The following is a 12,407-nucleotide window of genomic DNA, read 5'->3' on the forward strand; positions in this document are numbered from 1 at the left end:
GACAGGTCAGTTGCCTTTGACCTTATAGTTTCTTGAATTGACACAGGTTACTCCCCCCACTGAGAAATGCGGGTTGAGCGCAGTTAATCCTTGCGAAGAGTCGCTCAATTGCAATACTATGCACCAGGCAATGCAATCCTAATCCTGGTTGTGGCTGTATGACAAGACAGGCAGGTAAACATAAACCGTAAAGGTGTGGCTATGTTTAAACCTTCAACCCTGGCTATGGTTCTCGCAGGGGGACGAGTGGATGAGCTTGGAGTTCTGACCCATTACAGGCCGAAATCAGCTGTTCCTTTCGGCGGTTTTTCCAGAGTTATCGATTTCCCTCTTTCCAATCTTCTCCATTCCGGTATTGAACTGGTTGCAATACTCAGCCAGTATCGTTCCTATTCACTGATTAACCATATCGGGACCGGCGCAGCCTGGGATATGGTTGGCAGGAACAGGGGTATTTCCATACTCCCTCCCTTCAAGGATTATGAGAATCCCCATTGGTACCGCGGCTCCGCAGACGCCGTCTATCAAAATGTTGATTTTATCAAGTACCATAATCCGTCCAACCTGCTCATTCTTTCTGGCGATCATATTTACCAGATGGATTATCGCAACATGATCCGGTATCATAATGAGCACGATGCCGATTTGACGGCAGCCTTTGTCATGGCTCCCGAAGGTTCTGCCTCTCGTTTTGGAGTAGCGGAAATAGCAGACGATTCATCGGAAGGAGGGCGTATGCTTTCCTATGAAGAAAAACCTGCCAAACCTAAAAGTCGCTGGGCTTCGTTGACAGTGTTCTGTTTCAAACCGGAAGTGCTTTATGAGGTCTTAAAGGAAAACCAGGCCAATGAGTCCTATGAATTCGGTCGGGATATCATCCCCTTGATGATGGCCAGGCAGTGCAAGGTATATGGGTATAAATTTTCCGGTTACTGGGGCTATACAAAGACCGTGGATGAATATTGGCAGACCTCCATGGATCTGCTCGGTCCTGATCCCAAAATAGATCTTGAATCCTGGGGTATTCGAACCAATCTGGGACACAGAAACATTGCAGGACGCCAGCCTTTGAAGGTTGGCAGTTGCGGGCAACTGGAAAATTCAATGGCCTACAATGGTTGTGTGATCGAAGGTACAGTACGGAACTCCATTCTGTTTCCGGGGGTGAGAGTTGCTAAAGGTGCGGAAGTCAACGATTCCATTCTTTTTTTCGACAATATTGTCAAGCAGGGAGCGCATTTAAACAGGGTGGTCAGTGATGTGAATACTACTTTTGGCCGCAATGTGCAGATCGGTTCTCCCGGTCGTGACGAGGCTGGTTCTGTAACTGTGATTGGCTGGAACAATGATGTACCGGACAGCTGTCAAATCGGTACAGGGTGCACTGTCTGGCCCAAAATTACCGCAGAAAGGTGGCCGGGAAGACCATTGCAGGACGGGGAGGAACTCAAATGAAAAATGGTTCAGACGCGCTGGTCCTGCTTTTGGCAGGCGGCATTGGCAGTCGCCTTAATCTTTTGGTCGGGCATAGGGCAAAACCGGCAGTACCTTTTGGCGGCCTGTACCGAATCATCGATTTCAGTCTTTCCAACGTCATGAATTCAGGATTAAGCAAGGTTGGGGTACTCACCCAGTATAAGCCTCTTTCCCTCATGGGGCATATTGGTGGTGGTGAGGCCTGGGATTTTACCGGCCGTACACGCGGCGTAAAGATTTTGCCGCCGCGTACAGGGGAAAAGGACAGCGACTGGTACCAAGGGACAGCTGATGCCATCAGGCAGAATATTGATTTTATACAGAATAATCCTTCTGAGCAGGTGGTGATTCTCTCCGGTGACCATATTTATCGCATGGATTTTGACGCCATGCTTTCCTACCATCAGTATAAACAGGCAGATATTACCATTGGTATGATGGTTGTTCCCAAAAGTGAGATTCATCAATTCGGTGCCGGAATAGTCGATGGCCAGAACCGTATCATCGATTGGGAAGAAAAACCCAAGGAACCTAAAACCAACCTGGCGTCCATGGGCATCTATGTGTTTGATACCGGTTATCTTCTGCGCACCCTGGCCAATAATAAACAGGAGTTTGACTTTGGTATGCATATCGTACCCAGAGCAATTCAGCAAGATCGAGTCTTTGCCTATCCATTCTATGGGTATTGGCGTGATGTCGGTACTATCCAGGCGTACTGGGAAGCGAATATGGATCTTATTCGGGAAAATTCAGGTATTTCCCCAGAAGAATGGGAAATTCAACCCAATCCCGAATATGGAGGTCGTCCCATGGACCGTGCTCCCAGTCGTTTCGTCAATGGCTGTTCTGTGACTTCGTCCATTATTTCAGCTGGCTGTGTCATTGAAGGGACTGTTGAAAACTCTGTGCTCTCCCCCGGGGTACATGTAAAGAAAGGAGCTGTGGTTTCCAATTCGGTCGTTTTTGATGACAGCGTCATAGAAGAAGGAGCCAAAGTGGACCTGGCTATCTGTGACAAGCGCATCTGGGTTGGTCCGAATGCTGTCATTGGTAACGGTAATAACATGGATATTGCGAATAAACTCTTTCCCAAGCATCTCTATACAGGAATCAGTCTTGTCGGCAAGGAGGCCAGAATACCTGCCGGCGCACGAGTTGGTCGAAATTGCCGAATTAATTTCGGGTTTGCTGAGAGTACATTTAATGGTTCTCTGGAGCTGTCAGATGGTGATTCTGTTTGATTTTTCGCACAGATAGTACCAGGTAGCTTCCCCCTGGGATCAGGCTCATCTGGCTTTCGCAATAATCTGAAATCAGGGGTAATAGATGCAGGTTGGCCGTTACCGTTTTGATCGTATGGAGCTGGCCGGGTCTCTGGGAGATCTTGGAACTCTCTTGCCCATTGCCTTAGCTATGGTACAGGTGAATGGCATGAGCCCGGTTGGGATTTTTTTCAGCATTGGGCTCTATTACATTCTGGCTGGCTTCTACTTTGGTATAACTGTGCCTGTGCAACCCATGAAGGTTGTCGGGGCATATGCCGTTGCTACTTCGGTAAGCGGTACCCAGATTGGTGCAGCTGGCCTGTGTATCGCGCTCTTTCTCCTCCTCATTGCCGTCACCGGGGCCATAGACCTTATCAGGAAATATACTCCTGCCAGTGTCATTCGAGGTGTGCAGCTCAGTACCGGAATCCTGCTCATGGTCAGCGGGCTTCGGTTTATTCTCGGTACATCGAGATTGCAGGAACTCCTGGAGGCTGTCGAGCCTCACCTTGTTCTGCAGAGAATTGGACCTGTTCCTGTCAGCCTGATTATCGGATCCACAGGTATTGTCCTTACATTCTTTTTGCTCAAAAGCAGGCGTATGCCGGCAGCTATTGCCGTCCTCGGTTTTGGGATCATTACAGGGCTGGTACTTGGCGGTATTGCTTCCCTGTATAAATTGGCACCCGGTGTGTTCCTTCCTCAACTGCTGCCCCTGTCTTTCCCTTCACCTGCAGATTTCATGTTTGCTTTGCCTGTTCTGGTGTTACCGCAATTACCCATGACTTTGGGTAACGCCGTTATGGCATATACGGATTTATCCAGGCAATATTTTGGATCAGAAGCGAACAGGGTGACGAATCGTGCCGTCTGTTTAAGTATGGCCATTGCCAACTTGTTGAGTTTCCTGGTTGGAGGCATGCCGCTCTGCCATGGTGCTGGCGGGTTGGCGGCCCATTATCGTTTTGGAGCCCGTACAGCCGGTTCAAACCTGATTATCGGCGTAGTGTTTCTTTTGCTTGTTATATGCTTCGGCACGCAGATTACCCTGTTTCTCGATTTAATTCCTTTGTCCATTCTTGGAGTTCTGTTGCTGTTTGCCGGCTCTCATCTGGCTGTATCCATCATGGACCTGGAGGAACGCAAAGATTATGTTGTTGTAGTTACAATGCTCAGTATAACTTTGGTGCTCAACCTGGCCATAGCCTTTCTTGTAGGTTTGCTTTTGGCTCACTTGTTTGAACGTAAGGAGTTTTCAGCTTAGGGTCGCGGAAAATAATAAATGTCCAAAAATTGCGTAGGATATCGGTTTGGTAACGTCGTCGCGTCAATGGTTCCATACTGGCTGTATTGAGCCATTGACGCGACGACGTTACCGAGTTGAGAGACAAGCAAGATTGGATATTTATTTTTTCCGTGACCCTTAATAACGAATCTGATTTCACATAACAGATCACAGGGCGTGTAATGACGGAGATAACATGGGAAAAACATTGCTTCGTGACAAGCAGACGCCGCTATGGAATACAACAGTTCTCGTTATAGGCTGGCTGGCAGGTTTGTTGATTGCAACTGTTGTCTATCTGCAAGTGGAGCCGTTACAGCAACTTGAACGTTTAAGTTATGATTTTTTCCTCAGGTATCGCAGTCCTCCCCTTGATCAACCCAAAGACATCCTCCTGATCGATATTGATGAGTCCAGCTTGGCGCAATATGGTCAGTGGCCCTGGCCCAGATATCTGCTTGCCAGAATGCTGGCCCGTGTGAATCACGGTAATCCTCAAGTCGTTGGCATGGATATCATTTTCGGGGAACATGACCGGGCAGCACTCGCCAATGTTCAGCAAAGCCTGGAGAAGAGCCATAACGTGAAATTGATGCTGAGTAATTTGCCCGATGAAATTGTGCATACAGACCTTGCTCTGGGAAAAGAGTTGCGGAAAAGTCCGAGTTATCTTGGAGCTATGTTTCTTTTTGGAGAAGACTCTGTCAAAAATGATGTATCGGTTGCACCGGGGCTTGGGGTTGTGGTCCTGCAGCCTTCACATGTTGCTGACCTCTTTACCACTGCATCAGGTCTTGTGGCTCCTGTCCCCCTTCTATTGGAGGCTGCCAGGGGTGTAGGGTTTGTGAATGTATTACCTGACACTGATGGCGTCCTCCGAAGGGTTCCCTTGTTGCTCAGGTATAAACAGGAACTGTATCCATCCCTCGCTCTCCGTATGGCTTGCGAAGCCCTGGGGGAGAATATGGTGCTTGTTGAACAGAACATGCTTGGGGAGACATCCCTTCAACTCGGTGCTTTTTCTTTGCCACTGGATGAACAGGGATATTTTCTGGTACCATTTACGGGCAATGGTACAACCCATGAGACCATCAAAGCTAAAGATATTTTAAACGGTGCTGTGGCCCCGTTGGTATTTACCGACAAGATTGTGCTTGTTGGATCATCTGCCAATGGACTGCTGGATACCCATGCCACACCAATGGATTGGAGTCTGCCTGGTGTGGAGGTGCATGCCGCAACCATTGCTGCAATACTTCATAATGACACTATTGCGGAGCCGGGCTGGATTAAAAGTGCCCAGGCCCTGTTCGCTTTTTTGGCAGTGATCAGCGCGGTGATTGTGGGGTTACGTTTTTCAACGTTGGGAGCAGCTTCAATTCTGCCCATAGGTTTTATTACGATACCGTTATGTTCCTTTCTGCTCTTTGTTTTTGTACACGTGTTCGTAGCGCCCACAACGGTACTGATAATTTTTGTCAGTACGTTCATATTGGTTGCTTTGGTACGCTTTCGCAGTGAAGAGCTGGCCGAGCAACGTCGTGAGCGCGATTTGATTGCAGCAAGGGATTGCGCCATAGTTGCTCTTGCCTCGCTGACGGAAACGCGGGATACCGAAACAGGAGGTCATGTGTTGCGAACCCAACATTATATCCAGGCCCTGGCACAACATCTGGCTGTTCACGGTCCGCAGGAATACCGTTTGGCACCACAGGAAATCGAGATGTTGGTGAAATCGTCTCCTTTACATGATGTGGGTAAGGTTGGGGTGAGAGATTCTGTTCTTTTGAAACCAGGGCGTTTGACAGAAGAAGAATTTGAAGAAATGAAAATGCACACCATTTACGGCAACACTGCTTTGGTTAAGGCTGAGATTGCCTCGGGGATTCCTCACAGTGCTTCTTTTCTGAAAACAGCTCAGGAAATTTCGTTAACTCACCATGAGCGTTGGGATGGATCTGGTTATCCAAACGGGCTTGAAGGTAAAGAAATACCTCTCAGCGGTCGTTTGATGGCCGTAGCCGATGTGTATGATGCCCTGATTTCCAAACGGGTGTATAAATCTGCAATGAGTCATGCTGAAGCAGCGAAGATTATCAGAAATTGTGCACACACACATTTTGATCCGGTAATTGTGCAAGCCTTCAAGGCGTTGGAGCATGTCTTTCAAGACATTGCCAGACAGTTTGCTGATAATGATGCAGGTGCATCGCAGCCCGACTCAAGTAACGAGATATCCACTTGACGAAATTGAGTGTGTTTGGTAAAAACATCATCCCATTTTTTGTACAAGAAAAATTTCGCTTTTTGTCTTTGATCCTGCTATATCAAAGATAGTCACCATATGTGGTCCCGTAGCTCAGTAGGATAGAGCACCAGATTCCTAATCTGGGTGTCGCAGGTTCGAATCCTGCCGGGATCACCATTTTTTTCTGGCGCTTATCCAGGGTCGGGAAAATCTTTTCATTAAACACCGATGTGTTCAACTTCTGCACATTCTTTTCCTGTTAAATGTGTTTTCTTGGTTGATCCATCTCCCCATAAAAGTTGAAGCGATGATTTAAAAAGAAGTCATGGCCATAAATACCGAAGAAGAATTCATTAATCTGGTCAAGAAGGCAGAAAAAGAAGCCGAAACCAACTCGAAGGCTTATGCAGCGAAAGTTGCCTTATTCGCCCTGTTTGGATATTTGGTGATATTACTTGTATTTGTCGTGCTTCTAGGGCTTGGGGCAGGTCTGGTCGCCGCCGCCTTTTTTAGTACAGCGCTGTTCTTTCTTCTCATCAAGAAAAAGCTCATATTTATCGTGGCGAGTGGAATTTGGGTGCTGTTTCAAGCGCTGTGGGTGAAAATAACACCGCCGGATGGCTATTCTTTACAACGAAAGGAGTTCCCCGAACTGTTTGCGGAGCTTGATGCCCTGAGCAGCCAGCTGAAGTCTCTCAAAATCCACGAAGTGATTCTCGACAACAATCTCAATGCTTCTGTATTACAACATCCGAGATTGGGTGTACTGGGCTGGAATAAAAATTACCTGATTCTTGGGTACCAGTTGTTGCTCACGCTCTCACCTGAGGAGATGCGCTCAGTATTGGCCCACGAATTTGGTCATCTCTCCGGCAACCACAGTCGCTTCAATGGATGGATATACCGGGTCCGCCTGTCATGGCTTCGAGTGATGGCCGCTTTCGACCAGGCAGAGTCGTGGGGTGGTATGTTGATGGGTAGATTTTTCGATTGGTATTCACCCCGATTTGAGGCGTATTCGTTTGCCCTTGCACGTAGCAACGAATATGAGGCGGATTCAATTGCCTCTGAATTAACCTCGCCAGAGATAGCTACTCGCGCTCTGGTAAACGTTTACGCAACTGCACCTTACCTGGATCAAAGGTACTGGGATATCTACCTGCATTATGCAGACGAGCATGCGCAACCGCCATATGCGCCTTTTGAAGGGTTGATCCGTTTTTTGAAAGATAATCCGTTGTCCAAGGAGGATATGCTCGTTCGTATAAAAGAGGAGATGACCTTAAAAACCCACTATGCGGACACGCATCCCTGCCTCCACGATCGAGTTGCTGCACTGGGTGCTTCGCCTCAACTCCCTGTTCCTTCTGAAACCAGTGCTGCTGAAGCCTGGTTGGGGGAAGGTAATAAGAAGATAAGGGAAGATTTCGATCAGGAATGGATTCGCAATAATCTTGATTCCTGGAAAGAACGCTATGAATATGTAGTCAATGCACAGACCCGTTTAGCGGAATTCGCTCAGGCGCAACCTGTGGATCTCTGTGATGACGACCTATGGAGCTATGCTTGCTGGACGGATGAGTTCGTCTCCGGAAAAACAGCCCTTCCTCTGTTTCGTATTTTCCAGGAGCGTTACCCTGAAGATCCCTATCCCGCTTTCTTTATCGGTGTTGCCTTGCTTGAACAAGGCGATGATGCCGGGTTAGAGCATCTTCGTCTGGCTAGTAAAAGCGTCCAACTCATCGAGCGTGTAGCACATGCCGGGTACGATTTCCTCAAACAGAATGACAGGGGGGAAGAGGCAGAGGCGTGGTGGCAAATGGCGTTGGAGCAAAACAAGATTTTTATTGCGGCTCAGCAGGAGAGGGAAACTATAACCTGCGAGGACGAGCTGGAACATCCACAGATAGACAATGAATTGCTTCAGCAATTGATTGCCAATCTCAAGAAGCAAAAGAAAGTAGGCAAGGTCTGGCTGGCACAGAAAACGGTCCAGTATTTTCCCGAAAGCCCTGTTTATATTATCGCCTTCGCTGCCAAAGGATTTTTGTTCTCTCTCCATGGGATCCAGCAAAAGGTTGCTGAGAAATTGGATGTTGAGGGTGATTTTTTTGTAGTGTGCAGAGCGGGTGAGACCAGGAAGTTTGCCAAAAGGGTTGCAAAGACTGGCAAGAGAATCATCTGAGTAAAAGTATTGGTTTTTTGTCATAGTTGCGGAACGATGCGTCTTCCCAACCCCTTCTCCTTATGGGTAAAAGGGCTTTGGGCGAAATGAAAGTATATACCAAGATATAGCGCCGGATATTCTCAAGAAATATATTATGGGAGAATCGCTATGTAACTTGTTGTCTTGTCATTAGTAAGCGTCGTGAGGAACATGTGACCTACCCGCAACTATGACAAAGGTACTGATATCTGGCCGTGACTGTAACCAGATAACGCGCTCTGACAATCCAACTACTTATACTCAGATCTCGTTTCATTTTTTCTTTATTCTTTTATAAGGCAACCAATGCAAAGACCATATAATGACAACCAGTCCTATCATTTACAGATCTGCGGTAAGGTGGCAACGGAATTACAGTTAAGCATGTATGATTTACGCGAACTTGATCAGTTCGAGGCCAACCAACTGCCCCTGAGATGCGGCAGTGGCGAACCCAAGGGATGTTCACTCTCTGGAAAAGGAGTGCTGCTCACAGATGTAATTAATCTGGCGGATGTAATTGCTGCCGGGCATAATGATACAAAAAAAATGTTTATCATTGCCAGGTCAGACGATGGGTATACAACCGTATTTTCCTGGCAGGAATTGTTCAACACAGTGGTGGGCGAGGGGGTTTTGATCCTACTGGAAAAAGATGGTGTGCCTCTCTATGGCGGCCATGGGCCTGCGGACCTTATCTCTGGACGAGATTTTTTGAGTGGTCCCCGTTATGTGAAACGCCTTGCACGTATAGAAATTGTTTTGCTTGATGAGTTCATATAAAAACAGGTAACTGTTCACCGTGCACCTGATCTTTCCGCGATCAGCCTGGCTTACGTATGATCCAATGCTACGCCAGCCTGATTGCGAAAATCTCAGATACCATGTAACCAGTTACAAATACAGGTGAGTTTCAAGTTTATCCCTTTCTCTATGAGTAGGTACAAAAACAGTTGGCGAACTCTGTATTGAGGTGACTGCCAGCCAACTGTTCCCAGGAGTCTGTGGGAGAATTGCTATTTTTTCTCCCACAGGCTTCTAGCTTGCTGCAAGCCTCTTACACTACAGCACTGGCAAATCGCAAATGCTTTTTCAGGAGTTTGGTGCCGCCACCTTCAGAGAGAATCACCTTCAATGGTTTTGGCTCAGTGACAAATGCCCCGCTGAGTTGGCTTATCCGGGTATCTTTAAATATTTCAGGACAAACAGGTGTGGAAGGACCGAGCATGAGAGCTGCTCTATTTTTTTTCAGCGATGCCAGCACTTCTTCACAGGTATTGTTGATAATGGTGGTGGCAGTGATGATGGCCACGTCACAGCGGGCAAGGGCTTCTTTACCCTGTTGAGCATTTAAGACATTTGGCTTGAAGGTGTTCAGTTCCACAATATCAAGGGAGCATCCTGTTTCACGGATACGTTTGAGCACAGGAGCAAAGTAGCCAACCATAACCACATGGTCTTCCGGTTTAATTCCAAGCAGTGAAATAGCTTCCTCATCGGAAAGAGAACGGTCAACTTTGCTGTTCAGGGCATTAAAGACTGCAAGACCAATGGCGCGGGCCAGGTGATTGTCACTTTCCAGCCATTCCAGACAGGTAAGGGCATCGCTGCCCTGGATGGTACCGGCGGTTTTGAAGTGGGTACATGTTCCCTGTGGATTTTTATCTGGAGTCCAGGCGATGCCCATACTATTGTCAGATAACTCTGCGCAGCTATAGCCCAGCCCAAGGCGAATTTCCTTGACTGTTAACCCGTTGGCAAGTGGGGTTCCAAAACGGATAAGTTCTGCTGCAATACTCATGTGATTCTCCCATGGTGTGAGGAAAAGATAAGGGAATCCTTCATCTTTTCCGAGTTCCGCCTACCTGCAGACAGCAATACTGAAAAAATTGTAAACAGGCAAGGGATTTAGACCTATTGTCTCGCTGTAACTGCTCACAGAACACCCGATCTTTACGCGATTAGCCAGGCTTACGTATGATTCAATGCGATCCGCCAGCCTGCTTGCGAAAACCTCAGGTGCCCTCTTAGGTCTGATCAGGCCTTATCACATGGCCAACCATGGAAAAAAATCTGCTTCAATGAATCAGGGACCCGAGATAAACAGGTACTGGCGCAAGTTGATACCTGCTGTTTCATAGCCGGCGAGCAGTTACACATTTTCAGTTTCATTTGTGTTGTGTGCCACCTTGTAGCATGAAAACCATGTTGAAAAATTGTCATAATTCTTCTATAACCTTGAAGGTCTAATTGGTGAACCTGTTTCTTGCTGTTATTGAACAGTCTTCGGTTTGTATGTGGTTACAGAGTGCCTGGGTCATTCGCAAGCAGGCTGGCGGATCGTATTGGATCATGCGTAAGTCAGGCTGATAGAGGAAAGATCAGGTGCCATGTGAGCAGCCGCCCTGTATTTTTCGTTTATGAGTTTTATATGTCATCCCCCCGTAAAGTCTATGTAGAAGTAACCACCCTTTGTAATTTGCAGTGTTCCATGTGTGTGAAGCATGCCCAGGGCAGTTGTATACCTGAGGGGCATATGGCGATGGAGGTTTTTCAATCTCTTGTAACAGGTTTGCAGTCTGTGGAATTTCTCGTGTTGAACGGGATTGGTGAACCGCTCCTGCATCCAGATCTCGTCAAAATGGTTCAGTTGGCAAGGCAACACATGCCGGAGAAGGGGATTATAGGTTTTCAATCCAATGGCCTGCTGGTAAATGATAGTAACGCTGAAAAACTGTTGGTATCAGGGCTGGATACCATCTGCCTGTCTCTCGATAATCTGGAAGATACGCGTGCGGAATTAAGAGGAAAAGAGCATTCTTTGTCACCAGTCATCAATGCGGTAAAGAGCCTTGACCGTGCCCGCAACAAAAGTGCACGACCATTCCAACTCGGTATTGAGGTGGTGATCAGTAGAGACAACATGCATCAATTGAATGATCTCGTTGCCTGGGCTGGCACGCATAGGGTCGATTACATCCTGGTCAGTCATCTGTATTCCTATGATGGAAGAGGGCAAGAGTCTATTCTCTTTTCTCCAAACACCAGAAGTGCAGTGCAGCTCTATGAAAAATGGCAAAAGAGAGCCCAAGAACTAGGGGTGAATCTGGAAAATCTTCCGAATGTCCGGCTGCACTATGCTCGCGATCATCAGGACCAGACTCTTCTGGAAATTGGAGAATGGATGCGCAAAGAAGCAACTGCCTCAGGTATACGAATGCATCTGCAGAATTTATTTACTTTTGATGCAGAGTTGGCGCAAACGTTGGGACAGATTTTTGAACAAGCTGAGTGTGCAGCAAAGTCCCTGGGGATAGCCCTGCATTTACCTCCCAAACTTGCCTACGAAGAGAAAGAACGTCACTGTTTTTTCATGGATGAGCAGGCATCGTTTGTTGATCAATATGGTAATATCTCTCCGTGCCATTTTCTATGGCACACCTTCAGGTGTCAGGTGAATAATGAACCCCTTCTGGTTGAACACCATACTTATGGAAATGTTCAAGACGAATCCCTGGAGGAGATTTGGCAGAAAAAGAGCTACAAGGAGTTTCGCCAAGAGGCGACACAAAGTTCCTACTCCACCTGCTGGAGCTGTACCCCTGGACCGTGTGCTAACCTGTTGAAACAGAATGCCATGGATATTCGCGACTGTCACGGTAGCCAAGTGCCATGCGGGCACTGTATGTGGTCAATAGGTTGGACCAGGTGTCTTTAAAATGGATTTTAGCTCTTGACAATTAGTTTAGGCTAGACTAATCAGGGAAGGAAGATATCGCGTTCACTATGCTGGTGGGCGCGAAAATTTTTGCCAAAAGGTTTAGGGGTGCCTAATAAAAAGTGTTGTCCCTAATGGGTGATTGTGTTGCCATGCATGCAAGCTGACTTTTTTGAAAAGTGTGTATCATCTTTACCGGAACGTAA

Annotated in this window: 8 protein-coding genes and 1 tRNA gene; 8 read left to right on the forward strand and 1 reads right to left on the reverse strand. The window is 47.2% G+C overall.

Translation table 11 applies throughout. The features are described 5' to 3' along the window. The first annotated feature begins 201 nt into the window (after nucleotides 1-201). The 7 genes from G493_RS0101250 to G493_RS27265 all read left to right on the forward strand — a co-directional run bounded on the left by G493_RS0101250 (nucleotide 202) and on the right by G493_RS27265 (nucleotide 9,266). Nucleotides 202-1,455 carry a glucose-1-phosphate adenylyltransferase family protein gene (locus G493_RS0101250; protein ID WP_028578904.1) on the forward strand — a complete coding sequence of 418 codons (1,254 nt, stop codon included), beginning with the start codon at nucleotides 202-204 and terminating at the stop codon, nucleotides 1,453-1,455. Further along, nucleotides 1,452-2,720, forward strand: a complete 1,269-nt coding sequence (locus tag G493_RS0101255; RefSeq protein ID WP_028578905.1) for a glucose-1-phosphate adenylyltransferase family protein — start codon at nucleotides 1,452-1,454, stop codon at nucleotides 2,718-2,720. The genes G493_RS0101250 and G493_RS0101255 overlap by 4 nt, the downstream gene beginning before the upstream one ends. 85 nt (nucleotides 2,721-2,805) lie before the next feature. Next, nucleotides 2,806-4,008 carry a putative sulfate/molybdate transporter gene (locus tag G493_RS0101260; RefSeq protein ID WP_028578906.1) on the forward strand — a complete coding sequence of 401 codons (1,203 nt, stop codon included), beginning with the start codon at nucleotides 2,806-2,808 and terminating at the stop codon, nucleotides 4,006-4,008. Between the two features lie 217 nt (nucleotides 4,009-4,225). Then, complete coding sequence (locus G493_RS34230; RefSeq protein WP_028578907.1) at nucleotides 4,226-6,274, forward strand: CHASE2 domain-containing protein; 2,049 nt, start codon at nucleotides 4,226-4,228, stop codon at nucleotides 6,272-6,274. A 103-nt stretch (nucleotides 6,275-6,377) separates the two neighbouring features. After that, nucleotides 6,378-6,454: transfer RNA gene (locus tag G493_RS0101270), tRNA-Arg, on the forward strand. Between the two features lie 148 nt (nucleotides 6,455-6,602). After that, nucleotides 6,603-8,462, forward strand: coding sequence for a M48 family metallopeptidase (locus tag G493_RS0101275; RefSeq protein ID WP_028578908.1), 1,860 nt, complete (start codon nucleotides 6,603-6,605; stop codon nucleotides 8,460-8,462). A gap of 327 nt (nucleotides 8,463-8,789) precedes the next feature. Continuing rightward, the gene (locus G493_RS27265) at nucleotides 8,790-9,266 is read left to right on the forward strand and encodes a molybdopterin-dependent oxidoreductase (protein WP_084813361.1); all 477 of its coding nucleotides are present in this window, start codon (nucleotides 8,790-8,792) and stop codon (nucleotides 9,264-9,266) included. Nucleotides 9,267-9,540: 274 nt separating this feature from the next. On the opposite strand, the gene G493_RS27270 is transcribed toward G493_RS27265, so the two are convergent. Next, nucleotides 9,541-10,284, reverse strand: a complete 744-nt coding sequence (locus G493_RS27270) for a DUF364 domain-containing protein (protein ID WP_035272907.1) — start codon at nucleotides 10,282-10,284, stop codon at nucleotides 9,541-9,543. Between the two features lie 630 nt (nucleotides 10,285-10,914). On the opposite strand from G493_RS27270, the gene G493_RS0101290 reads away from it, so the two are divergent. After that, nucleotides 10,915-12,201: a radical SAM/SPASM family putative metalloenzyme maturase gene (locus tag G493_RS0101290; RefSeq protein ID WP_028578909.1), complete on the forward strand. Its 1,287-nt coding sequence runs from the start codon at nucleotides 10,915-10,917 to the stop codon at nucleotides 12,199-12,201. Nucleotides 12,202-12,407: the final 206 nt, after the last annotated feature.

Origin of the sequence: Desulfogranum japonicum DSM 18378, from assembly GCF_000429945.1 — a bacterium.
In the GTDB taxonomy this organism is placed as follows: domain Bacteria; phylum Desulfobacterota; class Desulfobulbia; order Desulfobulbales; family Desulfobulbaceae; genus Desulfogranum; species Desulfogranum japonicum.

Excerpts from the sequence above, each read along its gene's own strand:
- G493_RS0101250 (WP_028578904.1), top strand. The coding sequence starts at position 202 with ATGTTTAAACCTTCAACCCTGGCTATGGTTCTCGCAGGGGGACGAGTG.
- G493_RS0101255 (WP_028578905.1), top strand. The coding sequence starts at position 1,452 with ATGAAAAATGGTTCAGACGCGCTGGTCCTGCTTTTGGCAGGCGGCATT.
- G493_RS0101260 (WP_028578906.1), top strand. The coding sequence starts at position 2,806 with ATGCAGGTTGGCCGTTACCGTTTTGATCGTATGGAGCTGGCCGGGTCT.
- G493_RS34230 (WP_028578907.1), top strand. The coding sequence starts at position 4,226 with ATGGGAAAAACATTGCTTCGTGACAAGCAGACGCCGCTATGGAATACA.
- G493_RS0101275 (WP_028578908.1), top strand. The coding sequence starts at position 6,603 with ATGGCCATAAATACCGAAGAAGAATTCATTAATCTGGTCAAGAAGGCA.
- G493_RS27265 (WP_084813361.1), top strand. The coding sequence starts at position 8,790 with ATGCAAAGACCATATAATGACAACCAGTCCTATCATTTACAGATCTGC.
- G493_RS27270 (WP_035272907.1), bottom strand. The coding sequence starts at position 10,284 with ATGAGTATTGCAGCAGAACTTATCCGTTTTGGAACCCCACTTGCCAAC.
- G493_RS0101290 (WP_028578909.1), top strand. The coding sequence starts at position 10,915 with ATGTCATCCCCCCGTAAAGTCTATGTAGAAGTAACCACCCTTTGTAAT.